The organism is Rhizobium sp. KNZ2-6A (genome assembly GCF_056755475.1).
In genome coordinates, this window is the sequence record NZ_JBNDIC010000067.1 from 1 (window position 1) to 26662 (window position 26662).

Below are 26662 nucleotides of genomic sequence, written 5' to 3' on the forward strand. Positions count from 1 at the left end.
GGTGACCAGCCGCAGCGCGCGTACCTGCAATCACCCCACCCCGGCCTGCGGCCGACCCTCCCCCTCAAGGGGAGGGTATAGAACCGCCTCGATTTACGCCTGTTGCCACTTGGAGCACATCGTTATGCAAGCAGATTTCATCATCGTCGGCTCGGGCTCGGCCGGCTCCGCCATGGCTGCGCGTCTGTCGGAAGACGGCAAGCATTCGGTCATCGTTCTGGAGTTCGGCGGCAGCGACTTCGGCCCGTTCATCCAGATGCCGGCAGCACTTGCCTGGCCGATGAGCATGGACCGCTACAATTGGGGTTATCTCTCCGAGCCCGAACCGCAGCTCAACAACCGCCGCATCACCGCCCCGCGCGGCAAGGTGATCGGCGGCTCGTCCTCGATCAATGGCATGGTCTATGTGCGCGGCCATGCGGAGGACTTCAACCGATGGGAGGAGCTCGGCGCTCAAGGCTGGGCCTATGCCGACGTGCTGCCTTACTTCAAGCGGATGGAGCATTCACATGGCGGCGAAGAGGGCTGGCGCGGCACAGACGGCCCGCTGCATGTGCGCCGGGGCGATGCTCGCAACCCGCTTTTCCACGCCTTCATCGAAGCCGGCAAGCAGGCGGGCTTCGAGGCGACCGAGGATTATAACGGCAGCAAGCAGGAAGGCTTCGGCCTGATGGAGCAGACGACTTGGATGGGCCGGCGCTGGTCTGCGGCGACGGCCTATCTCAAGCCTGCGCTGAAGCGGCCGAACGTAAGGCTGATCCGCTGCTTCGCCCGCAAGGTCGTCATCGAAAACGGTCGCGCGACCGGCGTCGAGGTGGAGCGCGGCGGCAAGATCGAGATCATCAGGGCGAACCGCGAGGTGATCATCTCCGCCTCCTCGTTCAACTCGCCGAAGCTGCTGATGCTCTCGGGCATCGGCCCGGGACAGCATCTGCGCGATATGGGCATCGAGGTAAAGGTCGACCGGCCGGGCGTCGGCGCCAACCTGCAGGACCATATGGAATTCTATTTCCAGCAAACCAGCCTGAAGCCGGTATCGCTCTATTCCTGGCTGCCCTGGTACATGCAGGGGATCGTCGGAGCGCAATGGATGTTCTTCAAATCGGGTCTCGGCACTTCGAACCAGTTCGAAGCCTGCGCTTTCCTGCGCTCGGCGCCCGGAGTCAAGCGGCCCGATATCCAGTATCACTTCCTGCCCGTCGCCATCAGCTATGATGGCAAGGCGGCGGCCAAGAGCCATGGCTTCCAGGTGCATGTCGGCTACAACCTGTCGAAATCGCGAGGCAACGTGACGCTGCGCTCCTCCGACCCGAAGGCCGATCCTGTAATCCGCTTCAACTATATGAGCCATCCGGAAGACTGGGAGAAGTTCCGCCATTGCGTGCGCCTCACCCGCGAGATCTTCGCGCAGAAGGCCTTCGACGACTATCGCGGAGCGGAGATCCAGCCGGGAGCAAACGTCCAGACGGACGATGAGATCGACGCCTTCCTGCGCGAGCATCTCGAAAGCGCCTATCATCCCTGCGGCACCTGCAGGATGGGTTCGAAGGACGATCCGATGGCGGTGGTCGATCCCGATACCCGCGTCATCGGCGTCGATGGCCTGCGCGTCGCCGACAGTTCGATCTTCCCTCATATCACCTACGGCAACCTGAATGGCCCCTCGATCATGACCGGCGAAAAGGCGGCCGACCATATTCTCGGCAAGGCGAGGCTGGCACGCTCGAACCAGGAGCCGTGGATCAACCCGCGGTGGGAGACGAGTGATCGGTAAGATGGGCGGGCATCAGTGATAGTCTTCCTCTCGCTGATGCCTGATCGCCAATATCGTTACCGTCTCGCTGTCTTCGATCTCGAATAAAGCGACATAACCGGAAGAGCCGAAAGGGATGACGAGTTCACGGAGAAATGCGTTGTCAGCCGACACCTTGCGGCAACTGAACGGAAAATTCTCCAGAAATTCCGTTGCTTTGACGATTGCGTGATAGGCTTTTTCCGCAAGCTCGACATCTCTCAAAAGCAGATAATCATACAGCCGTTCGAGATCTTCGAGCGCGCCTTGGGAATAGCGTACCGCAAATGTCATTTGTGCTTGGAAGCTTTGGCGGCTTCAAGTTTGCCCTTCAGCATTCCCAGCACGTCCTCAGCGCTATGATACACGCCGGTCTTTTTCGCATCCTCCCGCGCAGCAAGGCCGCGAGCAATGAATTCAGCCCTCGTTCGGCGGTGTTCAATCTGCGCACGCAGCGAGCTTTCCACAAATGCTGACAAAGTCTCACCCTCTCTCAGCACGCTTTCAGCAGCGGCGCGCAAGGCGGGATCAACCCTCAAGGGAGGTATGGAAGCGGATTTCATTCATCGGCCCCTTTGCATTGCAATTGCGATACATTCTATTCGATCGCTCGAAACGGTCAACACGTGGATTAATCCTTGGCCGCAAAAGGAAATTCTGTAAGAAAGATCGATATCGCAATTCTCCCCACGAGGTGAGCGGCCCGGAAAAATGCCTCCAAAGGGCATGCGGGCCAGCATAACGGTCACACATCCCATGCCCCCTATCTACCGCAAGTCCAAGCTGCTCCGCCGCTCCCGCGTCATCTGGGGATCCTTCAATCTCTGGCGGCCGCGCTTGGTCTTCTGGACGGGGGCTTTGGCGATTGGTGTAATCAGCGTCGGCTTTGCCAAACTGGCCGATCTGGCGCAGCGCGCCTTTGCGGGCGTGACCCAATCGGGCGAGTGGATGTGGCTGCTGCCGCTGCTCGGCTTCGTGCTGTCGGCCTATCTTGCCGCGACACTTTTTCCGAATTCGCAGGGAAGCGGCATTCCGCAGGCGATTGCCGCACGGCATCTGCATCATGAAGAAGATCGAACAAAACTGCTCTCGCTCAGACTGGCTTTCGGCAAGATCGTGCTGACCATATTGGGCCTCTTGAGCGGCGCCTCGATCGGCCGCGAGGGACCGACGGTGCAGGTCGGCGCGTCCTTCATGCTGGCCGTCGCACGCTTCGGCGGCATGGCGCAGGCGAAGGGGCTGATCCTCGCCGGCTCTGCCGCGGGCATCGCCGCCGCCTTCAACACGCCGCTTGCCGGTATCGTCTTTGCCATCGAGGAGATGAGCCGCACCTACGAATCCCGTGCCAACGGCCTCGTTCTGACCGCCGTCATTCTTTCCGGCCTCGCGGCACTCGGGCTCTCCGGCAGCTACAATTATTTCGGCACGGCCGATGCCGCCCCGACGATGCTTCGGGATTGGATCGTCATGCTGATCTGCGGCGTTGGCGGCGGGGCGCTTGGCGCCACCTTCAGCGGGCTGGCACTCTATGCCGGCATCCGCATCCGTCGCTGGGCGCAGCCACAGCCACTCGGGCGCATGCTGATCCTTGCCGGCCTGTGCGGTCTCGTCGTTGCCGCCGTCGGCGTTCTTTCCGGCGGCCAGACCTTCGGCACCGGTTACGAGCAGGCTCGCGGCGCGGTGGAAGGGCATGCCCTGCCGCTGCTCTTCTTTGTCGAAAAACTGCTGGCGAGCTTTCTGTCGATGATCTCGGGCATTCCCGGCGGTATCTTTGCGCCATCGCTTGCCGTCGGCGCCGGTTTCGGCAGCACGGTCGGCACGCTGGTCGGCGGCAGCATCGCGCTTGCGGCTATCCTCGGCATGGCGGGCTATTTCGCCGGTGTCGTCCAGGCGCCCATGACCGCCTTCGTCATCATCCTCGAAATGACGGGCGATCATCAGGCCGTCATCCCGATCATGGCGGTATCGATGATCGGCTATGTGACGTCGCGGCTGCTCTCGCGCGAGCCGCTCTATCACGGCCTGTCGCGCGTCTTCATCGCAGCGGCGATCCGTGCCCGGCGAGCCATGGAGAAGGAAGCCGGCGAAGAACACGTTGCCGGTTGAGGCCCAGGGCCTGCCGTTCCGAATCTTGATTAGGCCATCAACCGCGTGACCTCAGCTCCATCGGGCTGAGCAATGGCGTCGGCTATGGTCGTCGAGAAGAGGACCTTGCGGGTCGCATCCGCCACCCGGGCAAAGACATGCCGGATTTCGCAGGTCTGCTCACCATCGCAATCGTCGCAGCGGCGATAGGCTGTCAGTGACAGACAGGGCAGCGGCGCCAGAGGGCCATCGATGACCCGCAGGATCTCGCCGAAGGTGATCTCATCCGCCGGCTTGCGCAGGAGATAACCGCCCTGCTTGCCGCGACGGCTGATCACGATGCCCTGATGTTTCAGGTCGAGAAGGATCTGTTCCAGGAATTTCTTCGGGATCTTCTGCTGGGCCGCGATGTCGGAAATCATCATCGGCTCGCCGGCCTCGGATTGCGCCAAAGCCGAAAGCGCGCGCAGCGCATATTTTGCTTTCTGAGTAATCATTTCGAACCGCTTCACACACACATGCGATACGTTCGGCCGATCGATTCAGCCGGTCCGCTCCAGAACTCCTCAGCCCTCGTCCCCCGGGCAATTTCGAAGCACTCACATCCATGGCGCAATGCCAGGAGACATTAGCAACCCAGACTTGTTGTCATTCTTTGTCGCTATGCCCATAGTTTAGCGCAAAATCAGCCGCAGCGCATCATTTTGGGCATCACTTCCGATTTCCGTTTGACAAGCTATGTGTAACTCTACTATTTCTATAGACATTAAAGCAAGCACTTAAACATGGCGAGCCATATCAAGTGCTTCCGAAGGGTCGCTTCCGGCGGCGAAACGCCTTGGTTAACAGCCGAGGCGGTCGCTTTTCCTTATCGGTGCTGCTTCATGGAGATATTTACTCTCCATCCGCTTCGTTTCGAAATCTATTTTTCTGTCCGCGAACGTCACGAGCTGCGATACTCCTGCCAACATCAGGACAGGATCCCCCATGACTGCCATTACATCAATTGAAGACGCCGCGACGCTCAACAGCCGTCTCGCATCGCTCGATCTTGCTGGCCGTCTGTCCCTCGTCGCCGGCCTCGGTGGCCGCACCGTGTTCACGACGTCGCTCGGGATAGAAGATCAGGTGATCACGGCAGAGATCGGCAATCACCGTCTGCCGATCGAAGTGGCGACCCTGCAGACCGGCCGTCTTTTTCCGGAAACGCTCGCCCTCATCGACGAGACGGAAAGCCAATACGATGTCCGCATCATCCGTTACGAGCCGGAACAGGCCGATATCGATGCCTATGCTGAAAAATACGGGCTGAACGGTTTCTATGAAAGCGTTGAAGCCAGGCATGCCTGTTGTGGTGTGCGCAAGCTGAAGCCGCTTGCGCGTGCCCTCTCGGGCGCCACCATCTGGATCACCGGCCTGCGCCGCGGCCAGTCCGCCAATCGCGCCGATACGCCCTTTGCCGAATTCGATCCCGAGCGCAACCTGATCAAGATCAACCCGCTCGCCGACTGGGACATCGATGTCATCCGCGCCTATGTTGCCGACAACAGCGTTCCGGTTAACCCGCTGCATGCCCGCGGCTATCCTTCGATCGGCTGCGAGCCCTGCACGCGGGCAATCAAGCCGGGCGAGCCCGAGCGCGCCGGCCGCTGGTGGTGGGAAAACGATGAAAAACGCGAATGCGGTCTGCATGTCCACGAAGAGGGCGCTGCTGCAACAGCACAATAATACACCCGCCGGCTCCGGCATCGATCCGAAGCGCGTTTCCTACGCCGCCGATCCACCGGGAGCCAAAGCATCCATTCTTTCCGGCCCATATTCTGGTCGGGACACTTGAAAGTTCTGGAGTCATCAATGCCCGATAGCCGTACGGATACGGAAATTTCCAATCCGCAAAGCGTCAAGCCGCCGCTCGATCCGCATCTGAAGGCGCTTGAAAACGAGTCCATCCATATCTTCCGCGAGGTTGCGGCCGAATTCGAGCGTCCGGTGATGCTCTATTCGATCGGCAAGGATTCGTCGGTGCTTCTGCATCTGGCCCGCAAGGCCTTCTATCCAGGCCGCGTCCCCTTCCCGCTCTTGCATGTCAACACCGGCTGGAAATTCGCCGAGATGATCACCTTCCGCGACGAGATCGTGAAGAAGTACGATCTCGATCTGATCGAGCACATCAATCCGCGCGGCAAGGCGGAGAATGTTACGCCCTTCACCCATGGCTCGGCGCGCTATACGGACATCATGAAGACGGAAGCGCTGCGCCAGGCGCTCGATGCCGGCCAGTATGACGCCGCTTTCGGCGGTGCCCGCCGGGACGAGGAAGCCTCGCGCGCCAAGGAGCGCATCTACTCCTTCCGCACGCCGGACCATCGCTGGGATCCGCGCAACCAGCGTCCGGAACTCTGGAACGTCTATAACGGCCAGATCCGCAAGGGCGAAAGCGTTCGCGTCTTCCCGCTCTCCAACTGGACCGAGGTCGATATCTGGCGCTACATCCAGGCCGAGGATATTCCGATCGTGCCGCTCTATTTCGCAGCGAAGCGCCCGGTCGTCGAGCGCGACGGCATGATGATCATGGCGGACGATCCGCGGCTGGAGCTGCTGCCTGACGAAGTCAAGCGCGAGGAGCTGATCCGCTTCCGCACGCTTGGCTGCTTCCCGCTGACGGGGGCCATCCGCTCCACCGCAACGACGCTGGAAGACATTATTGCAGAGCTGGAAATCGCCACGGTTTCCGAACGACAGGGCCGCGCCATCGACCGCGACCAGTCCGGCTCCATGGAAAAGAAGAAGCGCGAAGGATATTTCTGAGATGACCGTAAACGCCAACGTCGTCACAATTCCCGCTGTTGGGCTTGCCGCAGAACCGGTCAAGGCCCTTCGCGATACGCGCCCCCTTCGCCTGATCACCTGCGGCAGCGTCGACGACGGCAAGTCCACGCTGATCGGCCGACTTCTCTGGGATACCAAGGCGGTCAAGGAAGACCAGGCCGCCACGCTCCAGCGCGATTCAACCGGCAAGCAGAACGATCTCGGCCTGCCCGACTTCGCACTGCTACTTGACGGCCTGCAGGCCGAGCGCGAACAGGGCATCACCATCGATGTCGCCTATCGCTATTTCTCGACCGACAAGCGCTCCTTCATCGTCGCCGACACGCCCGGCCACGAGCAATATACCCGCAACATGGCAACTGGTGCTTCGACCGCCGATCTTGCCGTGCTGCTGGTCGATGCGCGCATGGGTATCCTCGAGCAGACCCGCCGCCATGCGACGATCGCCTCGCTGCTCGGCATCAAGCAGTTCGTACTCGCCATCAACAAGATTGACCTGACGAATTACGACCGCGCTGGCTTCGAGAAAATCTCCAACGAATTCCGCGAATTCGCCCTTTCGCTCGGCGTCAAGCAGATCACGGCTATTCCGATGTCGGCGCTGAAGGGTGAGAACGTCGTCTATTCCGGTCAGGCTGTCATGCCCTGGTACAACGGCCCGACGCTGGTCGAGGCGCTGGAGCTGGCGACCGTCCGCTCGGCACAGGCGGTCGGCTTCCGTCTTTCGGTGCAGCGCGTCTCCCGCCCCGGTGAAAGCTTCCGCGGCTATCAGGGCACGGTTGCCGGCGGCTCGGTGAAGCCCGGCGACAGCGTCATGATCCTGCCGTCGGGCATGGTCGCCAATGTCTCGAAGATCGTCACCTTCGATCTGGTGCGCAACGCGGCGGTTGCCGGTGATGCCATCACCCTCGTTCTCGATCGTCAAGTCGATGTATCGCGCGGTGACATGATCGTCGCCATCGACAGCCAGCCGCAGACGGGCCTTTCCTTCGACGCCCAGATCGTCGCACTACAGCCGGAAGGCATCGAACCGGGCAAGCGCTACTGGCTGAAGAGCGGCAGCCGTCGCCAGCGCGTGCAGGTTCAGCCGATCGCCCAGCTCGAACTCAAGACCGGCGCATGGGCACCGGCGCAGGCACTCTGGATGAACGCGATCGGTAAGGTCCGCCTGACCTTCGACGAGAGCGCCATCTTCGACCCCTATGAGCAGAACCGCTCGACCGGTTCCTTCATCCTGATCGATCCCGAAAGCAACAACACGGTTGCCGGCGGCATGATCACCGGCAGGCGTTCCGATCTCGGCGGCATCCATAAGGAAGGCCAGCGCGTTCTCCTGTCCCTGCCCGCAGATCTCGCTGAGCAGATCATGGCAAGCGAACTCTTCGCCAGCCGCCGCGATGAAACGGACGTTCGCCGCGTGACCGCAGCACAGGCCGCGGAAATCTGGACGAATGCGGCAAGCGACATCTGATCGCTATCGCATCTGATGAGGAAGGCGGCGGGCTCGGCTCTGCCGCCTTTTTCATTTGGAGAAGCTGCCCGCCCCGACGGCGCTGCGATATCCTCGAAGCAGTTCAGCGTCTCACGGAATCTTTCAACCGCTCTATCTCTTTGTTTTCGCGCAATTGCGAACGGAAAACCGCTACGAGGAATTGCTCTAGAGGCTCGCGACAACGGCAGCCAGCGTTGCCATACGAGCTTCATCGCGCTTGTAGAAAATCCACTGCTTGATGCGCTTTGGCCGCACCAGGCCGGCTTGCACCAGAATGCGCATGTGCTCGCTCAGCGTTGCCTGGGATATTTTCAGTTTCTCGGCAATGAGGAGCGCACAGACTCCATCCTCCACAAGATCGCCATCGAGCTGCGGCGCAAAATTGGCGCGGGGATCCTTCAGCCATCGCAGAATGATGAGACGGCGTTCGTTGGCCAAAGCCTTGATGAGATCGAGCTCTTGCATTTCGTCACTTTGCTAAGTAACAAAGTCATTGTCAACTTTGACCGCGAGATGCCCATGCTTTCCGACACCATCACCCCCCAGCGCATTGCGGAAACCGAAAAGCGGATCCGCCCGCATATCCGCCACACGCCGGTTCTGCATGCAGATATGGCGGACTTCGGCTTTGCTCCGGGTTATCTCGGCTTCAAGCTCGAGTTTCTGCAGCATTCCGGCTCGTTCAAGGCGCGCGGCGCCTTTTCCAGCCTGCTTGGCAGAGAGGTGCCGGCATCTGGTGTCGTTGCGGCATCGGGCGGCAATCACGGTGCGGCGGTCGCCTATGCCGCAATGCAGCTTGGCATTCCCGCGACGATCTTCGTGCCGAGCGTGACCTCGCCAGCCAAGGCCGAGCGCATCCGTGGCTATGGTGCGAACCTCGTCATCGGCGGGGAACGTTATGCTGATGCCCTTGCCGCCAGCCTGCAATGGGTGGAAGAGAGCGGCGCCATGGCGATCCATGCCTATGACCAGGCAGAGACCTTGCTTGGGCAAGGGACGATCGGGGTCGAGATCGAAGCGGATATTCCTAATATTGATACGCTGCTTGTCGCCGTCGGCGGTGGTGGATTGATCGGCGGGATCGCGGCCTGGTTCCAGGGGCGTGTGCGTGTCGTCGCCGTCGAGCCGGAAGGCGCACCGACACTCTGGCAGGCCTTCGAGGCAGGGCACCCCGTCGATGCTCCTGCCGGCAGCATTGCCGCCGATTCACTGGCGCCAAAACGCGTCGGCGAGCTCATGTTCCCGATCGCCCGCGCCTATGCGCAGCGCCCTGTGCTGGTGTCCGACGACGAAATCCGTCAGGCGCAGCAGACCTTGTGGGATCGACTGCGGATCGTCGCCGAACCCGGCGGAGCGACGGCCTTTGCTGCGTTGCTCGCTCGCAAATATGTCCCGGCGCTGGACGAGCGTGTGGCCGTGCTGCTCTGCGGCGCCAACACGACGGCTGTTCGGTTCGACTGAAGCCGTTCTATCGGTTGGCGGCTTGCCTCGGAGGATCCACTCCGAGGCGTAAGGTCACTGCAATATCTCGCCAAGCGCCGCCAGCAGGCGATCGCATTCCTCATCCGTGCCGATGCTGATGCGCAGGAAGTCGCTGATGCGCTCCGGCGAAAATCGCCGTATCAAAATTCCCCGGCTCCGCAGTTCCGCCGCCAGATCGGCGCCCGGCCTGTTTGGATGCCGGGCGAACAGAAAATTGGTGGATGACGGGAGGACGTGGAAGCCGAGTTCCTTGAGCCCGACGGCCAGGCGCTCGCGGCTGGCGATGATCATAGCGCGATGACGCTCGAACCAGTCGCGATCCTTCCAGGCCGCCACGGCGCCCGCCAGCGCAAGCCGATCGAGAGGATAGGAATTGAAGCTGTCCTTCACCCTTTCCAGTGCCTCGATCAAGGGCCGCTGCCCGACGGCGAAACCGACGCGCAGACCGGCAAGCCCGCGGGATTTTGACAATGTCTGGACTACCAGCAGGTTCGGATATGTCCGGACAAGCGGAACGGCGCTCTCGCCACCGAAATCGACATAGGCTTCGTCGATGACCACGACCTGGTCGGGATGCTCTCGGACAAGCGCTTCGATGTCTGACAGCGGCAGGCCGATCCCGGTGGGAGCATTGGGATTGGGCAGGATGATCGCACCGCAGGGCTGGCGATAATCGCCAAGGCGTATCCGCATCTCCGCATCGACGGGAACCTGGCGGAACGTGATCCCGTAGAGGCGGCAATAGGTCGGATAAAAGCTGTAGCTGATGTCGGGGAAAAGCAGGGGCTCTTCGTGGTTCAGCAGCGCCTGGAACGTGTGCGCCAGAATCTCGTCCGATCCGTTGCCGACGAAGACCTCGTCCCTGTCGATCTCGAAGCTCTCGGCGATCACGGCGCGCAACTCCCGCGCCGTCGGATCGGGATAGAGCCGAAGTGCATCGGACGCCCCGCCTTCGAAATCGCCTCCAGCGCGAGCGGCGAAGGGCCGTAGGGGCTTTCATTGGTGTTCAGCTTGATCATGCCGCCTGTCGTCGGCTGCTCGCCGGCGACATAGGGGGTCAAAGAATGAACAATGGGACTCCAGAAACGGCTCATCGTGATTTCCAAATCTTGGCTGCCGATCCCGGATCGGCTCGGTAAAATAAATGTAAGATTTCCACCGTCGCAAAATCGAATTCCTGCGACAACCGTTTCGAAGACGATTCTGGAAAATATCCCGCCTGGCCGCATGCAGGCTTCAAACCGGCTGCCAGGTTTCTTTCTCAAACAGTAGCCGTCGCCGGAAAAACATCGCAGCTTTTTGCGAAAAGCCGCTCGCTCAGGAAATCGACGAAGACGCGAACCTTGGGCGACATGTGACGATTGGACGGCCAAAGCAGATGGAAATGGCCGGGCTCGTCAATGAAATCGTCGAGAACGGTTCTGAGCTTCCCCTCCGCAAGCGTGCTGCGCACGAGGAAATCGGGCATGCAGCCGATACCGAGGCCGGCGACCGTCGCGCCGCGCACCGCCTCCATATTGTTGCAGGCAAAGGCCGTCCGCATCCTCAGTTCCGGCTCGCCTTCCGGCATGGTCAGCGGCCAATCCTGTAGCTTGCCACTATTGGGAAAGCGAAACCTGACAGCCAGATGCTCGTTGAGATCACGCGGACAATCGGGAACACCGAAGCGTTCGAGATAGGAGGGCGCGGCGCAGAGCAGCATCTGAAACGGCCGCAAGGTGCGCGATATCAGCCGCGAATCCGGCAGGTCGCCACTGCGGATGGCGACATCGACCCCCTCCTCGATCATGTCGACGATGCGGTCGTTGAAATCGATGTCGAGTTCGACTTCGGGGTAACGGGAGACGAATTCCGGCACGGCAGGCAGCAGAAAATGATAGCTGACGATCGGCACGCTGACGCGCAGCCGTCCGCGCGGCACGGCAACCGCTTGGGCAAGCGAGGCCTGCGCATCGTCGAGATCGTCAAGCACGCGCCTGCAGCGCTCATGAAAGAGACGCCCTTCCTCGGTCAGCCGGATGCTGCGCGTGGAGCGCTGCAGCAGGCGAACGCCAAGTTGGCGTTCCAGATTGCTGACTGCCTTGCCCACAGCTGAGGCAGAAAGACCGAGCACGCGTCCGGCGGCCGCAAAACTGCCGAGATCCGCCGTGCGAACGAAGGCCGTCAATCCACTCAAGCGATCCATGGTGCACACTCCATTCGAGCGTTTTATTCCGGTATATGTGGAGCTATAGCGCCATTATCATCCAATTGCAGCAAAACTATCCTGCTCGGGTCATTTCAAACTCGTGGGCGGCCTTTTTGGCCAGCATCACCCCGAGATTTCCCACGGCCTTCCCTTGCTCAAAACCAACGGTAATCCGATGACCTCACCTCAGACAAAGGTCGCAAGTCCGACCGAGAAATTCTTCGTGCTCGTCGCCGTCTGCTGCGCCGCGGCGGCAATGCCGCTCACATTCACCGGCCCCGCCGTCGCCTTGCGGGCTATCAGCCGAACGCTCGGCGGCAGCCCGATCGCTCTCAACTGGGTCACCAACGCCTTCATGCTGACCTTCGGCAGCTGCCTGATGGCATCGGGCGCGCTGGCGGACAGCTTTGGCCGGCGCCGCATCTTTCTTTTCGGCGTCGGTTGCTTCGCCCTGTTCTCGGCCGGGCTGGCATTGGCCGGCGATATCGTCTGGTTCGATATATTGCGGGCCTTGCAGGGCCTTGGTGCAGCCGCCGCCTTTTCCGGCGGCATGGCCTCGCTTGCCCAGGAATTCGACGGCGCGGCGCGTATGCGGGCCTTCAGCATCGTCGGCTCCAGCTTCGGCGTCGGGCTCGCCTTCGGGCCGATCGCCTCCGGCCTGATGATCGATGCCTTCGGCTGGCCGTCGATATTTCTTCTCGTTGTCGCCTTGGCGCTGCTCGCTCTCGGCCTCGGGGCCTATTATCTGCGCGAGTCCCGTGATCCCGATGCGGCGGGGCTGGATTGGCCGGGCACGCTGAGCTTCACCCTTGCCTTGACGCTGTTCACCTATGGCGTATTGCGCGCGCCCGAAACAGGCTGGAGCGATAAGCTCGTCATCGTCCTGCTGGTCGGAGCCGCATTGCTCTTCCTCGCCTTCGGCGTCATCGAGCGCACCGTGAAGCGGCCCATGCTGGACCTCAGCCTGTTTCGCTATCCGCGCTTCGTCGGCGTGCAGCTGCTGGCGGCGGCACCCGCCTATGCCTTTGTCGTACTGCTGATCCTTTTGCCGGTGCGCTTCGTCGGCATTGAGGGCATGAGCGAGATCGCCGCCGGGCGAATGATGGTTGCGCTATCGGCACCGCTGCTCATCCTGCCGATCGTCGCCGGCCTTCTGACCCGTTGGTTCAGCCCCGCAACGATCTGCGGCACCGGCCTTGTCATCTCGGCTGCGGGTCTGTTCTGGCTCAGCCATTTCACGGCGGGTTCGGCTCCCTCCGTGCTCATCGGCCCGCTGCTGACGATCGGCGTCGGCATCAGCCTGCCGTGGGGCCTGATGGATGGGCTTGCCGTCAGCGTCGTTCCCAAGGAGCGCGCCGGCATGGCGACCGGCATCTTCAGCACCACCCGCGTTGCCGGCGAAGGCGTGGCGCTTGCGGTCGTCAGCGCCGTTCTTTCCGCCCTCATCCAGTCGAAGCTCGGGATATCGGCGGCGGGAGAGCATGCTTCGGCCGCGGCGCAACAGCTCGTTACCGGCAATCTGGCCGCAGCGGCTTCGAATATGCCGGCGATCGGTCATGACGTCCTCATTCGGGACTATGGCCACGCCTTCAGCGCGCTGCTCTGGCTGCTGACGGCCATCACCGTCATCACCGCAATCGTCGTCTTTTCCTTCCTCGGCCGGGCCTCATCGACCGTCACGGCTGAAGACGCGGATCAATTGCAAGAGGACGAAGAGACGTTTCGCGCATCGAAAGCTTAAGGCAGCGGCAGCGGCCAGCCGGGGCCTCGGTCCCGGCGGTCCGGTCAGCGATCGCGGCATAGCAAGACGGCAAATCGAAGGCCGATGAGGGCCAAAAACCTTGGCGTGTCGCAACAGAATGTTTCGCCGCCACATAAAATGTGCGCGCCGAATAGGCACTCGGACAATCAGCGGAACGGCACGAGACTGGCGTTCATATGCGCTGCTGCTATAAGATATCCCCATGATATCAGACCGGTTTTTGAAAACTATTGCCTGGACCTACCTAGCGGCGCTCATCGGTGTAACGCTTGCGCATTTCAATTGGCAGGCCACATTTGGCAATCCGTTCGATATCTTTCGTGCCGGCGCTCTCTGCATAGCGGGCATGCTTGCTCGCCTCGCCTACCCGCAATCCCCCTCCTTCACCTGTCTTCTGATGATCGGCAGCGTGCTTGCGCTTTCCGTGTCGCATTTCGTGGCGAACGGCAATTATGGCTCGACGTTCGATATCATCATAGGGATGACCAGTGGGCTTTGGGGCATCATGATCGGCTCGGCCCTCAGCAAGCTGATCGTTTCCGCCTCGAAGCGGCCCGCATCCTACTGAAACAACCAGCAGTTCTTTCGACGGAGCGCTTTCCGCCGCTGGTCGAGTATACCGGTGCGGCTGAAACGCAAGATGGCCGCTAGAGCGTGATGCCGAAAAGTGTATGCGGTTTTCGGGCGACATCACGCTCTACTTCTTTGATTCTAGAGCGGATTCAGATTTTAGGTCGACCCGACCTAAAATCATCCGGCTCTAGCCGGAGCCGCCTGAGCTCATCTTACAGTATCCGTAAGATGACGGAAGTCGAGATGACGGTCATTTCGTACCTCGGAATGACTATTACGCAGCCAATATTATGCGTTACTTACTATCTGTATTTGCAGATGTGGCTTTCCTGCAACTGAAATTTTAAAACCACAAAAAAGGCATTCTGCGAAAAATATATCATATAACTTTCTCGGTGTTCGTCTCTAATAAGAGCCAGAAGCGGGTGGGGCCCGTTTCTCCCGAGTCGGGGTTTTTAACAGGGATAGGGTGAGGCACGTCGATTTTTCGGCGCGATAGCCTATGCCCAATCTATATTGGATTGGAGTTTTTATGAACATCAAGAGCCTTCTTCTCGGCTCCGCTGCTGCCCTTGCAGCAGTATCCGGCGCTCATGCAGCCGACGCCATTGTTGCCGCTGAGCCGGAACCGCTCGAATACGTCCGTATCTGCGACGCATACGGCGCTGGCTACTTCTTCATTCCGGGTACGGAAACCTGCCTCAAGATCGGCGGTTATGTCCGTACCGAAGGCAAGTGGTATGATGCCTACAACCCGGACAGCCACAATGGCACTCTCTGGCACACGCGTGCTCATCTGAGCCTCGACACTGCGACCGACACTGAATACGGTCCGCTGAAGACCAACACGGTCATCCGCTTCGACTGGCAGGATGGCGGCGCGACCACCACGAAGCTTCTGTTCGCAAACATCAGCCTCGGCGGTTTCCTCGTCGGTAAGGCTGACTCCCAGTATAACTCGTACATCGGTTATGCCGGCGGCGTCATCAACGACGACGTGGTCAATGACGGCCCGTACGAACTCAACCAGTTGACCTACAACTACGACGCCGGCAACGGCTTCACGGCTGTAGTCTCGGTTGAAGACAGCAACTCCGGTTCGGGCGCCAAGGGCGCTAACGGCGAAGACAGCACCAACCACTACCTGCCCGACGTCGTTGCCGGTGCTGGCTACAAGGCTGGCAACTTCGGCTTCAAGATCGTCGGTGGTTATGACTCCATCGTCGAAGAAGGCGCCATCAAGGCTCGCGTCGATGCCGACTTCGGCGTCTTCAAGGCCTTCTTGATGGGCGGCTGGAACACCGATGGCGACAAGCTGAACAAATACGCAAACGCCAACGGCGCCGGCCCTGCCAAGGGTATCGGCTGGGGCGACTGGGCTGTTTGGGGCGGCGTCACCGTTCCGATCAACGAAAAGCTGCAGGCTAACGCTCAGGTTGCTTACACCGACTCGAAGATCTTCGCAGCGACCGCGAACGTCAAGTTCAACCCGGTCAAGAACCTGCAGATCACGCCGGAAGTATCCTACACCAACTGGGACTCCATCAATCAGGACCAGTGGGCTGGTATCCTGCGCTTCCAGCGTACCTTCTAAGACCTCTTTACAGAGATCTGATCTGACTTGACCCCTGATCGGATGGGGACCGGCCTGACTTCCAGCGAAGTCGGGCCGGTCTTCCCGAGAAGGGGTTGATTCATTTTACCGCTATCATGACGTGCTTCGGCCACCGAAAATGCCGCGGCCATGCTGGCCGGAAAGTCTGCCGGCGCGTGGGCACTTTGATTGTCGAGCAAATCATAGCGCCGCCTCCAATTGCCTGAATTTCCCTGCGATCAACGCATCGACATCCCGCACTTTTTGTCGTACAGACAGCGCATGTCATTCGCTCTCACATATGCCTCGCGATTTTATTCGTACCGCTGCTCTCAGCGGAGGCGGGCCTGTGCGTAGTTAGAAAAGACACGACAGCAAAGACCCGAACAGCCGCTAGTCTACCTGGCGGCTTTTTTGTCGCCACGGTATGACCCTTAAAGGAACCGATACCGTGTTGAATTCCACTGATGACTTGCGCATTGTCGAGATCACGGCGCTGACGCCGCCCTCTCGGATCATAGACGAGATCCCCCGCGACGAGCCGGTGACGGCGACCGTGACCGGGGCGCGCAATGCCGTCCACAATATCCTGCATGATGGAGACGACCGGCTGATCGTCGTCATCGGCCCCTGCTCGATCCATGATCCGGCAGCGGCCCATGAATATGCGGCACTCCTCAAGGAACAGCGGGACCGCTTCGCTGATGATCTCGAAATCATCATGCGCGTCTATTTCGAGAAGCCGCGGACCACTGTAGGCTGGAAGGGCCTGATCAACGACCCGCATCTCGACGGCAGCTACCGCATCGAGGAAGGCCTGCGCATCGCCCGCAAGCTGCTGTTCGACGTCAATGAGATCGGTCTGCCGGCAGGCTGCGAATATCTCGATACGATCACGCCGCAATATATTTCCGACCTGGTGAGCTGGGGCGCGATCGGCGCGAGGACGACCGAAAGCCAGGTGCATAGACAGCTGGCATCCGGCCTCTCCTGCCCCGTCGGTTTCAAGAACGGCACGAATGGCGACGTGCGCATCGCGCTCGACGCGATCGTCGCGGCATCGCAGCCGCATCACTTCCCGGCCGTGACCAAGGAAGGCCTGGCAGCGATCGCCTCGACGCGCGGCAATGAGGATTGCCACATCATCCTGCGCGGCGGCAAGCAGCCCAACTACGATGCCGAAAGCGTGCAATCGACGGCGGAACAGTCCCTCAAGGCCGGGCTCGATCCGCGCATCATCATCGATGCCAGCCACGCCAACAGCAGCAAGAATCCGGAAAACCAGGCGCTCGTCGTGACATCAGTCGCTGAGCAGGTCGCGGCGGGCGATCGGCGGATCAAGGGCATGATGATGGAGAGCAATCTCGTCGCCGGCCGCCAGGACCTCGTGCCCGGCAAGCCTCTGGTCTACGGCCAGAGCATCACCGACGGCTGCATCGACTGGCCGACCTCGGTCCGTACGCTGGAAGACCTGGCAAAGGCCGTTCAGGCACGGCGCCGGGCGCGTTAACGCTGCCCGCCATTCGGGGACCCGGTTCGGGTCAAATACGTCGGTAGTGCGCGAGGCTCAGATAGTTTTTTCTGGGTCCGCGCACATGCCACATCTCCGCCCAGGCATCGGACGTGCGAAAGAAGAGACGGCCCCGGTAAAGATCGGGGCCGCAATGATGGGTGACGCGTTGCGACGCACCCTCACCGATGTGGATGAATTCCGAAAGATTGGGGGAACGCACGACGAGATCGTCGTCCGCGTCATCGAGCCGATAGGTTCGGCTGCTTCTCAGCGTCGCGTGCTCGCTTCGGGTATCGCCGTGTTCCTCGAACTGGACAGGCGTGACGAACGCCTGTCCCTCGAATGTGATGAGGGAGCGATTGAAGCGGTCGATGATCCGCCGCTTCACCTCCCATGTGCCGAGGAAAGGTTTCAGCCGGCCAATGCCGGCCGATCCCCTCATCAGGAGGCGGCGCGCTGCGCCGCATCCGCCTGCCGGCGCGGCAGCTTCCAGCCGGGCCGGACGAAATGGCACGTATAACCGTTCGGATAGCGCTCCAGATAATCCTGATGCTCCGGCTCGGCTTCCCAGAAATCACCGACCGGCGCGACCTCGGTGACGACCTTGCCGGGCCACAGGCCGGAAGCGTCGACATCGGCGATCGTATCGAGCGCGACCTGCTTCTGCTCTTCGCTGGTGTAGAAGATCGCCGAGCGGTAGCTCAAGCCGACATCGTTGCCCTGACGGTTGCGGGTGGAGGGATCATGGATCTGGAAGAAGAACTCCAGCAGATCGCGATAGCTGATCTTCTGCGGATCGAAAACGATTTCGATCGCCTCGGCATGGCTGCCGTGGTTGCGGTAGGTGGCGTTGCGGACATCGCCGCCGCTATAGCCGACGCGCGTCGAGATGACGCCGTCATAGCGACGGATGAGATCCTGCATGCCCCAGAAGCAACCGCCGGCGAGAACTGCACGTTCCGTTGTCATCTTACATCCTCCACTTGATCGATATAGGCACCATAGCCCTCGGCTTCCATCCGGTCACGCGGCACGAAGCGAAGAGAGGCGGAATTGATGCAATAGCGCAAGCCGCCGCGATCGATCGGTCCGTCCGGGAAAACATGGCCGAGATGGCTGTCGCCATTTGCCGAGCGCACTTCGACGCGCACCATACCGTGCGACGCATCCGTCAGTTCACTGACATTGGCGGGTTCGATCGGCTTGGTAAAGCTCGGCCAGCCGCAGCCGGAATCGAATTTATCCGCAGAGGCAAAAAGCGGCTCGCCCGAGACGATATCGACATAGATGCCCGACTGCTTGTTGTAGAGATACTCGCCCGAGCCGGGACGTTCCGTGCCGCTTTGCTGCGTCACGCGATATTGTTCAGGGGTAAGCTTGGCTATGGCCTCTGCCGTCTTGCTGTATTTGCCCATTGTTGTTCTCCATGCCCCTCGGCATACCTTCCGAGCTGGGCCGGGTCCATCAGGGGACGCGAAAGGGCCGGATGAAGCTCGATCAGCGCTAAGGGAGTGTTTGCAGAGCCAATATAGGCATCACGCGATCGGTTTGCCATATCGATCACGACTGCGTGACGCCCTGCCCTCTCTTCCTCAACCATTCCCCTTGCATGAGGCGGTATAAATTGCCGCGAGCGTCTCGACGCCGGCCTGATCGTCGCGATCGAAGCGGCCGGGAAGCGGGCTGTCGAGATCGATGACGCCGAAGACCCTTCCATCGCGGAAGAGCGGCACGACCAGCTCCGATCGCGAGGCCGCATCGCAGGCAATATGTCCGGGAAAAGCATGTACATCCTCGACGAGGACCGACCGGGCCTTCTCGACCGCCGTCCCACAGACGCCGCGGCCGACAGCAATGCGCACGCAGGCCGGCTTGCCCTGGAATGGCCCGAGCACAAGTTCATCTGGCCGTTGCAGGAAATAGAATCCGGCCCAGTTGAGATCAGGCAGCATCTGGAAGATCAGCGCAGAGGTATTGGCGGCGTTGGCGATCGAATCCTGCTCGCCATCAAGCAAGGCCTTCAGCTGATCGGCAAGCTCGCGATAGAATTCAGGCTTGCTGTCGTTTTGGATCGCTTTTTCCACGAACATGGGCTTGGCCTTTCGAAGATGCCGCCTGAGAGATCGTCAGTCCTTTTCGTCCGGAGGGCAAGGCCAACTGGACGGCGCCTTCAGCCAGGACGGCAAGATGGTCTTATTGTCCCCGCAAGCCAGATTGATCTGCGCCTGCTGCAGGCCGCTTGTCTTCGACAGGTCGAGGCCTTCGATACGGGCGAGATACATGAAGGCTCCGCTGAAGGAGGTCGCCCCGTCCATCATCGCGCCCGTCAGCGTTGCTCGGGATAGATTGGCAAAGGAGAAATTCGCGCCTGTCAGCACGGCCTTGTCAAAATCGGCGCGCCCGAGTTCCGCCTTCTGAAAATCGGCATTGTTGAGCTGAGCATCGGCAAATTCCGCCCGCTGCAATTCGGCATTGGCAAAGGAAGCACCGTTGGCGGAGGCCTTGCTGAAATCGGAGCGATAGGCTTCGATCTTTGCGAAGTTCGCACCATCAGCCTTAGCATTTTTCAACCAGGTGCGCACCAGCGTCGCCTTCTCGAGATTGGCGGAGGTCAAGTTGGCATCGCTCAGATCGGTGCTGTCGAGATGGGCGCCGGCGAGATTGGCGCCATGCAGATCACTGTTCGGCAGCATGATGTTGGTCTTGCTGCAACCGCTCCAGTCGAGGCCGGGTGCGGCAACGTTGCCGCAATCGGCGGCACGCAGCGCATTGGTGCCGGAGCCCAGGAGGAACACCGCGCTCAGCGCCAATACGCCGAGGCCTGTGGCTAGCCCCATTCCACGCCCCACGGCGTCCGACCACATCGCACGCCGCCTTTGCGCGCTCGCAATTTTCTCCCCGGCCGCCCGGGTCGCCCCATCAACAAGATCCATTCCGTCACTCCGCTTCAGCACCGCCAGCCGAACTCTTGTCCGAGTCGGATGCACGTCCCTTTTCCTTGTATATAGTGCTTTGGGCGACAAAAAGAGCTGGTTTTACAAAAGCAGGCTTGATGCGTGGTTTGATATTAGCCGGGAATACTGACGGAGACATGCGCCCGAGCTCCAAGCCAGCGGCGCGACGGCTGAAGATGATCTCAGGCAAGCCGATTTCAGGCCGTCACGTAGTGGAACAGAAGGGGCAAGCGCATCAGCCGATAGCCGCCCGATCTTCGAAACGGGATTCAGGTCATATTTCCGGGGAGATTTTCGGGAGGAAGATCAGTATTTTAAGCTGGTCGGAGTGGAGTGATTCGAACACTCGACCCCCACGTCCCGAACGTGGTGCGCTACCAGACTGCGCTACACTCCGTGACCAGCGGCGCTTCTATAGACCAGCCATTTTTGATGCACAAGCACCAATCTCAAAAAACCTTTTGATTTTTGACGAAAAAATTACAGCCGTGTCTGCCTAGAAAATCGGCAGGAAACCAAGGACAAGAATGCGGGCGTGCAAAAGACGCAACAGATCAAGTAAAATCCCGCTTGTACACGCGGATGGGAATTTTCTTTTGCCGGCTTTGGCGCTAAAGGCCTAGGCGGGACAGGTGGAAAATGCCGTGGGACAGCGGCCTTTCCGCGACCGAATGCGTGACAGAAGCTCAAGGACGACACGATGAATATCCGCATGATTACCGCGGCTGGACTGTTGCTGGCACTGGCCGGCTGCAGCACCACGACGACGACAACGACAGCAGCCCTGCCGCTGCTCGCGAAGAACCCCGTTCAGGATCGCTGGCAGGGCCAATCCGCAGGCCGCTTCTTCGCGGCTTACGGCCCGCCACTCTCCGACCGAGACGAAGGCGGCAGCCGCGTCTACACCTGGCGCGGCGGCTATAAGAACGTCACCATCGTCAACAAGGATGGCAAGAAGGCCGGCAAGCGCTCCCTCAGCTGCAAGGCCGATATCGTCACCAACCAGAGCTACGAGATCCGCTCGGTCAAAATTCTCGGCGACCAGCCTGGCGTCAGCGGCTCATCCTATTGCGCCGAACTTCTGGCCCCGCCGGAAAAGGCGGAAGCAGCGGAAAGCTGAGGCTACTGCATAGTTCCTTGAATCGGAATCGATTTAAGGGAGAATTGTGCAGCAGTCACAGCGCCCCTGGCGCGTCTTAAAAGATGCACGGCGCTGTAAAGCTTCATCACGGGATAATGCCAGCGGGCGGCCTGCAAGGGTCGCCCGGTCGGGTTTGCAGGTCTTAGCCGTTAGCAGCCGCGATTTCTGCGCAGCTTTTCGGCCGTGGCGCGTCGACAGCCGACATGAAGGTCTTGTCGATGGCATAGACCTTGGCAAAGGGCGTTTCGGCGGCGAGCCTCACGCCTTGCGGCACGCCACCGCCGGAACGATCCTCGACATCCGCATCGACCAGCAGAATGAAATCGAAGTGCCGCCGCCAATCATTGAGATAGGGCGCAATGCCGCTGACGGCGCTGATCTCGTCGGGGCAATCCAGCAGGCTTATGGAGAAAAGATTGCCTTCCGACACGGCGATGCCGCTCCAGGGCGGCAACACCGTCAGCGGCTGCTTGCCCTTGGCGGTGAAGAGCGTGGGCACGAAGGCATGGGCGTAGGGGACGGCGAGCGTCGGCAGATGCCGGAATGTATCCTGGTTCCAGGCAAAATAGCGATGATCCGCAACGCCGTGCTCGTTCGGCTGCCGCATGACCGGCAGGACGGCCGCGCCCTCGGGAACGGCCGCCAGCACGGTGCGAACGGCGGCGGCATCGGCATCCCCCTGCCACCAGTTGAAGCCGATCCAGGCCGTTCGGCCGAGGACGACGGTCGAGAGCACGAGCATGACGAGGAAAGCCTGGCGACGCGGCAGGCGTGGCAAGGGGCAGACCATCACAATGGCCGCAAGCGCCATCATGATCGGGAAGCGCCAGCTGATCCAGCCGGTGCCGAGCATGTGGCGCGGCGCAACGCAGGACAAGAGCAGCAGGCCGGCAGCCGCGACCGCCATGCCGGCATGGATGGTCAGACGGCGCGTGCGCATCGCATAGGTGCAGATAAGGACCAGCGGGATCAGGAGCAGCATGTCGGCCAGAAGCGCATAGCTCCACAGCGCCGACATGAGGTTTGCCAGTATCAGAACGACGGAATCGTTCCAGGAGGCGTCCAGACCGCCGCCGCCATCCGGCAAAACAGGCTGGTAGAAGAACAGGCAGATCGCCGACAGGGTGCAGGCCAGCATCGCGATCAGAAGCCTGCCGCACAGGCGCAGGAACGCGCGGGGCGATCTCAAGGCCGCCGTCGTCGGCGAGAATTCGAGGCCGCAGACGAGCGCCATGTAGAAGCCCAGCGAAAAGATGTGCATGACGGTGAGCAGCAGCCCGGCAAGCAGCCGCCAGCCGAACAATACAGCCGGATGGCGCAATTGCAGGGCGTGGTCGGCGCTGGCGAAAAGCAGCGCCATGCCGAGCCCGATCTGGAAATTGATGAAGCCGCCGATCAGCGTCGCGCACCAGGCGAAATACAATATGCCGATCTGCCAGTAATAGCCGCCGCCATGCAGGCGCCGGTGCAGGGCGATCGCGCCGAGCGGCGGCAGCACGATCGCCAGGAAGAGGAGGCTGCGCGCCAGCAGCGAAACGCCGATCAGCGGCCCCAGCCAATAGGCGGCGAGATCGATGCCGACATTCGTAAACGTCCTATTCCAATCGAGCGCATAGATCTCGCGGAAGGGCGACGTGTCGATGCCGCCGGCGAGCAGCCACATGCGCGCATAGTGGTTGGGATAATCGAGGATCGGCGGGAATTTGAAGACGGTGACGAAAATCGCGACCAGGATCACAAAGGCGGCAATCGCAAGACCCGGCTTCTGGCTGACAATGGCGGCATCCGCATCGGTTGTTTCGTGCACGCTCGGGGAAGCGGCCGCGCCTTCGGCCAATGGCGCGCTTGCTGATAGTTGCGGCATCAGCGGATCGCCCTCACCTGCTCCGCGTTATCAGCCCCTTCACTGGGGTCGCTCAAGACACGCTCAAGCGCCTGCCGCTTGCCGGTCGCGTCCAGGTCGGAGAAGTCGCTGGGGATATCGAGCGATCGGCCGCCCTGCAGCAGGCTTTCGATCATGAACATCGGCCGCCGCTTGTTCTCCTGCACCAGCCGGCCGACATATTCGCCGATGATGCCGATGCAGATGAGCTGGATGGCGCTGAAGGCGGTGATCGCCGCCATGATGCTCGACCAGCCGACGATCGTCTCGCCCGCAAACCAGCGGATAAGGGTATAGAGCAGCAGCAGGGCCGCGCAGCCGGCGCTGACGAGGCCGAGCCAGGTGCTGATGCGCAGGGGCACCGTCGAAAAGCTGGTGATGGCATCGAGCGCGAAATTGATCATCTTGCGCAGCGGATATTTGGTGGTGCCGGCAAAGCGCGCATCGCGCTCGTAGGGCAGCGCCACCTGCTTGCCGCCGATCCAGCTCACCATGCCGCGGATGAAGCGATCCCGCTCCGGCATCGCCAGCAGGATATCGACAACACGGCGCCGCATCAGCCTGAAATCGCCGACATCGCGCGGGATCGCCACCGAGGCGAGCCGCGACAGCAGCCGATAGAAGAGCGAGGCCGAAGCGAGCTTGAACCAGCTTTCACCCTGACGGCGCACGCGCTGGCCATAGACGACATCCGCGCCGCGATCCATGACCGGCATCATCATCAGCAACAGCTCCGGCGGATCCTGCAGATCGGCATCGATCAGCAACACCCGCGCGCCGCGCGAGGCGGCAAGACCGGCAGTCGCGGCAAGCTGATGACCGTGATTGCGCATCAGCCGCACGCCAAGCACCTGCGGCGTCTCGGCAGCAAGCGAGGCGATCACCTCCCAGGTGCCATCGGTCGACCCGTCATCCACCAGAATGATCTCGAAGGCCTCGCCAGCAATCTCCCGCGCCGTCGCCACCGCCCGCCGGCAAAACTCACCAAGCCCCTCCTCCTCATTGTGGCAGGGGGCAACGATGGAAAGCAGCAATTCTTGGGAAGCGTGGTTCATGATCGCCTGTATCGAAGTGATGGCGATCAGGATGGAGGAAAAAGGTCAAGCAAGGTTTAAAGGCTCTAAAATCCGGGCATATGGGCACGATGCCGTTGACCTCATACGCGAGCCTTTTTCCGGTTGTCGGAGGCAGCAATTTTTCTACCCATACAAAATCTGTACGGTCTCGAAAACTTGGGCAGACCCTACGGCTGCAGAAGCGGTCCATCTCACGATGCAGAATTAGCCACGCCATGAGTCCACTGACTACAATTGCTGGTAATGCTCGGCGCCCGGCGAAAGGAGGCTCGCCGTAGGATCCAGCTGAAGATAAATGCGATTATTGCGTCTTAGAGGAAGCGGATAGCTTGAAGCACAAAACTCGCCGGTGAAAATCGGCAGGCCTAGTCGAGCTTCCGTTTGACAACAATGTTCGAAAATTTCGGCCCACTCATGCGGATTTTTACGCCATTATCCTTGTTCTTCTTCACCAGAGCACCAATGCCGGTGTCCGCTTCCGAGGAAAACACATATTGCTCGGCGAACGCTGCACGCTGTTTGTTATAAAGCCGTCCGCGCTCTCGGTTCGCCGTGAACAATCGAGAATCGGGGGCTTTCTTCCACGACATTTCCAGCAGGATTTTTGGAGAAATAGGAACCGTTACGAAAACGCTTGGCATTAGAAAGCCACCATCGCCGTAAAAGGGCGACGGATCAGGATTTATCTTCACCACCGGGTTGTCGCTGGTTATCAGATGTTGGTCTTCGCTCTTCACCAAAATCCAGTGCATCTTTCGAAACACGTCCATGACAGGTTCTATCGCTGACATCGCCATCAAACCGGCTTTCTGTAGCACTGCCATATTGAAGCGGTCCTGATCCCCCATAAAAGCAAATAGTTTATCCCTTTCTTCCTTTGTAGTAGCCTTCCTGCCTTTCTCCTTTTCCATCTGGTCCATGGTCTCATCGAAGAGCTTTCGATTCGAGAATGTCGTACCTGTGGTTAGCTGCGCCATAGCACCAGTTAGCCATGCTACGTTGTTGATGAGTGAAGGGCTTCGGGCATAGAGCGCGGCAAAGAAAACCGCCATTACATCCTTATCGCCGCCGCTTGGCACTTTACCGTCGAGCAAGGAACCATACAGAGGCGCGGCATCACTCTCGATCTTACCAAGCATGTCTTCGAGCTGGTCATTGTAGGAGCCATCTTCGTTTTGCACTGAATAGAAGTTGGTGCTGACGGCAGTATTCTCTGGAGTTGCCTTCCTTGCGTCTGTCCCCGGATTGGATGACTTCTTATCGTAGGTCCAAATCATCCCATCTTTAGCCGCGAAGTGCTCAAGATAAAAACGCGGGACATAGTGCTGGTTTTTCGTGCGTTTCGCGGCCATCTTTTTCTTTACTGCTTTAGCGCCATAGAAGATTTCGTCATACCGATTGACGATACCCTGAACGAAGGGCGTTATGCGAGAAGCGTTTGTGCGCGATACACAACAACTCAGTTCTGAATATCCATTCCTATACATCCTTTAAGAGAAGCCCAGAGATTTCCCCGGTTGGCTTTTCTTTTGCGCCATGTACACCGATCATAAGATGGGAGGAATCACCATGCCAATCACGCGCGAAGAAGAAATAGAAAATCGGAAGCTCAGGTATGAGGATTTCCTAAAATTCAAATATCACTCGCTTCAGCTAAATGCAGACTACGGAAAGTGGTTGATCGCCTCGCTTTTGCTTGTCCATGGCGCGACTATCGCTTTTCTCGCTCAGAATGAGAGGCTGGCGAAATCCGTCCTACCTCTTCTTTTCTGGTGGCATGTCGCCGGAATCCTTTTGGCCTTCCTGGCTGGACTTGCGGTATGGGCGAATTGGAGCCTGCATGCCCAATACTACGAGCAGGCAACACCTCGCATGATCTACGATCATCAGCATTGGCCGCCATTCAACGAAAAGGTAAGAAAGGCGATCAATTGGACGCACTGGCTTGGAATAGCCTTCGGCATCCTATCAGCGCTCTGCATTCTCGGTTCTTCTTTACGCGCCTACTCTGTCATGGAAACAAGTCGAAATCCGTTGAATAGCGAAGGCTTTACTTTCCGCGCTGTCGAAGCAGCATTTTCTGTGCTCCTACATTTTTGATACCGGCTTAAATGTTGTCGTCGGTGTCGGTCGAAAAGCTGGCCCGAATTACGTGCGGAACATCAATATAACTGTAACACTTAGCCCTGACCAAAGTATATTAATTACCTGTTTTTATTGGATTGTCCTTCCCGAGAGAGGGGTGACAGTTCATACCGGAGACATGGGTTACACTTTTTGCCTTTGCGAGGAGAGCGAA

Annotated in this window: 26 protein-coding genes, 1 tRNA gene and 1 pseudogene; 12 read left to right on the plus strand and 16 right to left on the minus strand. The window is 59.9% G+C overall.

What is annotated here, in order from left to right; translation table 11 throughout:
- Positions 1 to 124: 124 nt before the first annotated feature.
- On the plus strand, positions 125 to 1774 hold the full coding sequence (gene betA / locus ACPYOP_RS29445) for a choline dehydrogenase (protein ID WP_481413787.1): 1650 nt from the start codon (positions 125 to 127) through the stop codon (positions 1772 to 1774).
- Positions 1775 to 1786: 12 nt separating this feature from the next.
- Here betA and ACPYOP_RS29450 read toward each other — a convergent pair whose 3' ends face one another.
- Together ACPYOP_RS29450 and ACPYOP_RS29455 are read right to left on the minus strand one after the other, a co-directional pair.
- Entirely contained in the window at positions 1787 to 2086 is a 300-nt protein-coding gene (locus ACPYOP_RS29450) for a type II toxin-antitoxin system RelE/ParE family toxin (protein ID WP_481413788.1), read from the minus strand.
- Positions 2083 to 2355 (minus strand): YlcI/YnfO family protein, encoded by a 273-nt coding sequence (locus ACPYOP_RS29455; RefSeq protein WP_481413789.1) that lies wholly within the window; start codon positions 2353 to 2355, stop codon positions 2083 to 2085. Before ACPYOP_RS29455 ends, ACPYOP_RS29450 begins: the two co-directional genes overlap by 4 nt.
- A 193-nt stretch (positions 2356 to 2548) precedes the next feature.
- Between ACPYOP_RS29455 and ACPYOP_RS29460 the strand changes: the two genes are divergently transcribed.
- Positions 2549 to 3898 carry a chloride channel protein gene (locus ACPYOP_RS29460; protein WP_481413790.1) on the plus strand — a complete coding sequence of 450 codons (1350 nt, stop codon included), beginning with the start codon at positions 2549 to 2551 and terminating at the stop codon, positions 3896 to 3898.
- A 29-nt stretch (positions 3899 to 3927) separates the two neighbouring features.
- Here ACPYOP_RS29460 and ACPYOP_RS29465 read toward each other — a convergent pair whose 3' ends face one another.
- Entirely contained in the window at positions 3928 to 4374 is a 447-nt protein-coding gene (locus ACPYOP_RS29465; protein WP_149636936.1) for an RrF2 family transcriptional regulator, read from the minus strand.
- 490 nt (positions 4375 to 4864) lie between these two features.
- Here ACPYOP_RS29465 and ACPYOP_RS29470 point away from each other — a divergent pair, with 490 nt between their 5' ends.
- The 3 genes from ACPYOP_RS29470 (at position 4865) to cysN (ending at position 8177) form a co-directional block, all read left to right on the plus strand.
- Complete coding sequence (locus ACPYOP_RS29470) at positions 4865 to 5605, plus strand: phosphoadenylyl-sulfate reductase (RefSeq protein ID WP_481413791.1); 741 nt, start codon at positions 4865 to 4867, stop codon at positions 5603 to 5605.
- 126 nt (positions 5606 to 5731) lie between these two features.
- Complete coding sequence (gene cysD, locus ACPYOP_RS29475; RefSeq protein WP_481413792.1) at positions 5732 to 6685, plus strand: sulfate adenylyltransferase subunit CysD; 954 nt, start codon at positions 5732 to 5734, stop codon at positions 6683 to 6685.
- 1 nt (position 6686) lies between these two features.
- Positions 6687 to 8177, plus strand: coding sequence for a sulfate adenylyltransferase subunit CysN (gene cysN / locus ACPYOP_RS29480; protein ID WP_481413793.1), 1491 nt, complete (start codon positions 6687 to 6689; stop codon positions 8175 to 8177).
- A gap of 186 nt (positions 8178 to 8363) precedes the next feature.
- Here the strand turns inward: cysN and ACPYOP_RS29485 are convergent, their stop codons facing one another.
- Positions 8364 to 8663: an ArsR/SmtB family transcription factor gene (locus ACPYOP_RS29485; protein ID WP_481413794.1), complete on the minus strand. Its 300-nt coding sequence runs from the start codon at positions 8661 to 8663 to the stop codon at positions 8364 to 8366.
- A 48-nt stretch (positions 8664 to 8711) separates the two neighbouring features.
- On the opposite strand from ACPYOP_RS29485, the gene ACPYOP_RS29490 reads away from it, so the two are divergent.
- On the plus strand, positions 8712 to 9659 hold the full coding sequence (locus ACPYOP_RS29490) for a threonine/serine dehydratase (RefSeq protein WP_481413795.1): 948 nt from the start codon (positions 8712 to 8714) through the stop codon (positions 9657 to 9659).
- A 54-nt stretch (positions 9660 to 9713) separates the two neighbouring features.
- On the opposite strand, the pseudogene hisC reads toward ACPYOP_RS29490, so the two are convergent.
- Together hisC and ACPYOP_RS29500 are read right to left on the minus strand one after the other, a co-directional pair.
- A pseudogene (hisC, locus tag ACPYOP_RS29495) lies at positions 9714 to 10774 on the minus strand (histidinol-phosphate transaminase).
- 167 nt (positions 10775 to 10941) lie between these two features.
- A complete protein-coding gene (locus tag ACPYOP_RS29500; RefSeq protein WP_481413796.1) occupies positions 10942 to 11865 on the minus strand; it encodes a LysR family transcriptional regulator in 924 nt (307 codons plus the stop codon).
- A gap of 178 nt (positions 11866 to 12043) precedes the next feature.
- Here ACPYOP_RS29500 and ACPYOP_RS29505 point away from each other — a divergent pair, with 178 nt between their 5' ends.
- The 4 genes from ACPYOP_RS29505 to ACPYOP_RS29520 all read left to right on the plus strand — a co-directional run bounded on the left by ACPYOP_RS29505 (position 12044) and on the right by ACPYOP_RS29520 (position 17307).
- Positions 12044 to 13609 (plus strand): MFS transporter, encoded by a 1566-nt coding sequence (locus ACPYOP_RS29505; RefSeq protein ID WP_481413797.1) that lies wholly within the window; start codon positions 12044 to 12046, stop codon positions 13607 to 13609.
- 223 nt (positions 13610 to 13832) lie between these two features.
- A complete protein-coding gene (locus ACPYOP_RS29510) occupies positions 13833 to 14198 on the plus strand; it encodes a hypothetical protein (RefSeq protein WP_481413798.1) in 366 nt (121 codons plus the stop codon).
- A gap of 537 nt (positions 14199 to 14735) precedes the next feature.
- Positions 14736 to 15797, plus strand: coding sequence for a porin (locus ACPYOP_RS29515; RefSeq protein WP_481413799.1), 1062 nt, complete (start codon positions 14736 to 14738; stop codon positions 15795 to 15797).
- A gap of 427 nt (positions 15798 to 16224) precedes the next feature.
- Positions 16225 to 17307, plus strand: a complete 1083-nt coding sequence (locus ACPYOP_RS29520; RefSeq protein WP_481413800.1) for a 3-deoxy-7-phosphoheptulonate synthase — start codon at positions 16225 to 16227, stop codon at positions 17305 to 17307.
- 31 nt (positions 17308 to 17338) lie between these two features.
- Here the strand turns inward: ACPYOP_RS29520 and ACPYOP_RS29525 are convergent, their stop codons facing one another.
- The 7 genes from ACPYOP_RS29525 to ACPYOP_RS29555 all read right to left on the minus strand — a co-directional run bounded on the left by ACPYOP_RS29525 (position 17339) and on the right by ACPYOP_RS29555 (position 20661).
- Positions 17339 to 17752 carry a DUF6314 family protein gene (locus ACPYOP_RS29525; RefSeq protein WP_481413801.1) on the minus strand — a complete coding sequence of 138 codons (414 nt, stop codon included), beginning with the start codon at positions 17750 to 17752 and terminating at the stop codon, positions 17339 to 17341.
- Positions 17752 to 18279, minus strand: a complete 528-nt coding sequence (gene msrA / locus ACPYOP_RS29530) for a peptide-methionine (S)-S-oxide reductase MsrA (RefSeq protein ID WP_481413802.1) — start codon at positions 18277 to 18279, stop codon at positions 17752 to 17754. Before msrA ends, ACPYOP_RS29525 begins: the two co-directional genes overlap by 1 nt.
- Positions 18276 to 18725: a peptide-methionine (R)-S-oxide reductase MsrB gene (gene msrB, locus ACPYOP_RS29535; RefSeq protein ID WP_481413803.1), complete on the minus strand. Its 450-nt coding sequence runs from the start codon at positions 18723 to 18725 to the stop codon at positions 18276 to 18278. The genes msrA and msrB overlap by 4 nt, the downstream gene beginning before the upstream one ends.
- Before the next feature lie 177 nt (positions 18726 to 18902).
- Entirely contained in the window at positions 18903 to 19400 is a 498-nt protein-coding gene (locus ACPYOP_RS29540; protein WP_481413804.1) for a GAF domain-containing protein, read from the minus strand.
- A gap of 36 nt (positions 19401 to 19436) precedes the next feature.
- A complete protein-coding gene (locus tag ACPYOP_RS29545; RefSeq protein ID WP_481413805.1) occupies positions 19437 to 20147 on the minus strand; it encodes a pentapeptide repeat-containing protein in 711 nt (236 codons plus the stop codon).
- A 100-nt stretch (positions 20148 to 20247) separates the two neighbouring features.
- The gene (locus tag ACPYOP_RS29550; RefSeq protein ID WP_481413806.1) at positions 20248 to 20454 is read right to left on the minus strand and encodes a hypothetical protein; all 207 of its coding nucleotides are present in this window, start codon (positions 20452 to 20454) and stop codon (positions 20248 to 20250) included.
- Between the two features lie 130 nt (positions 20455 to 20584).
- Positions 20585 to 20661, minus strand: a tRNA-Pro gene (locus ACPYOP_RS29555).
- A gap of 303 nt (positions 20662 to 20964) precedes the next feature.
- On the opposite strand from ACPYOP_RS29555, the gene ACPYOP_RS29560 reads away from it, so the two are divergent.
- A complete protein-coding gene (locus ACPYOP_RS29560; RefSeq protein ID WP_481413807.1) occupies positions 20965 to 21384 on the plus strand; it encodes a hypothetical protein in 420 nt (139 codons plus the stop codon).
- A gap of 163 nt (positions 21385 to 21547) precedes the next feature.
- On the opposite strand, the gene ACPYOP_RS29565 is transcribed toward ACPYOP_RS29560, so the two are convergent.
- The 3 genes from ACPYOP_RS29565 to ACPYOP_RS29575 all read right to left on the minus strand — a co-directional run bounded on the left by ACPYOP_RS29565 (position 21548) and on the right by ACPYOP_RS29575 (position 25715).
- The gene (locus ACPYOP_RS29565; RefSeq protein ID WP_481413808.1) at positions 21548 to 23269 is read right to left on the minus strand and encodes a hypothetical protein; all 1722 of its coding nucleotides are present in this window, start codon (positions 23267 to 23269) and stop codon (positions 21548 to 21550) included.
- Positions 23269 to 24342: a glycosyltransferase family 2 protein gene (locus ACPYOP_RS29570; protein WP_481413809.1), complete on the minus strand. Its 1074-nt coding sequence runs from the start codon at positions 24340 to 24342 to the stop codon at positions 23269 to 23271. Before ACPYOP_RS29570 ends, ACPYOP_RS29565 begins: the two co-directional genes overlap by 1 nt.
- A gap of 386 nt (positions 24343 to 24728) precedes the next feature.
- On the minus strand, positions 24729 to 25715 hold the full coding sequence (locus ACPYOP_RS29575) for a DUF4238 domain-containing protein (protein ID WP_481413810.1): 987 nt from the start codon (positions 25713 to 25715) through the stop codon (positions 24729 to 24731).
- Positions 25716 to 25932: 217 nt separating this feature from the next.
- Between ACPYOP_RS29575 and ACPYOP_RS29580 the strand changes: the two genes are divergently transcribed.
- Positions 25933 to 26463 carry a hypothetical protein gene (locus ACPYOP_RS29580; protein WP_481413811.1) on the plus strand — a complete coding sequence of 177 codons (531 nt, stop codon included), beginning with the start codon at positions 25933 to 25935 and terminating at the stop codon, positions 26461 to 26463.
- Positions 26464 to 26662: the final 199 nt, after the last annotated feature.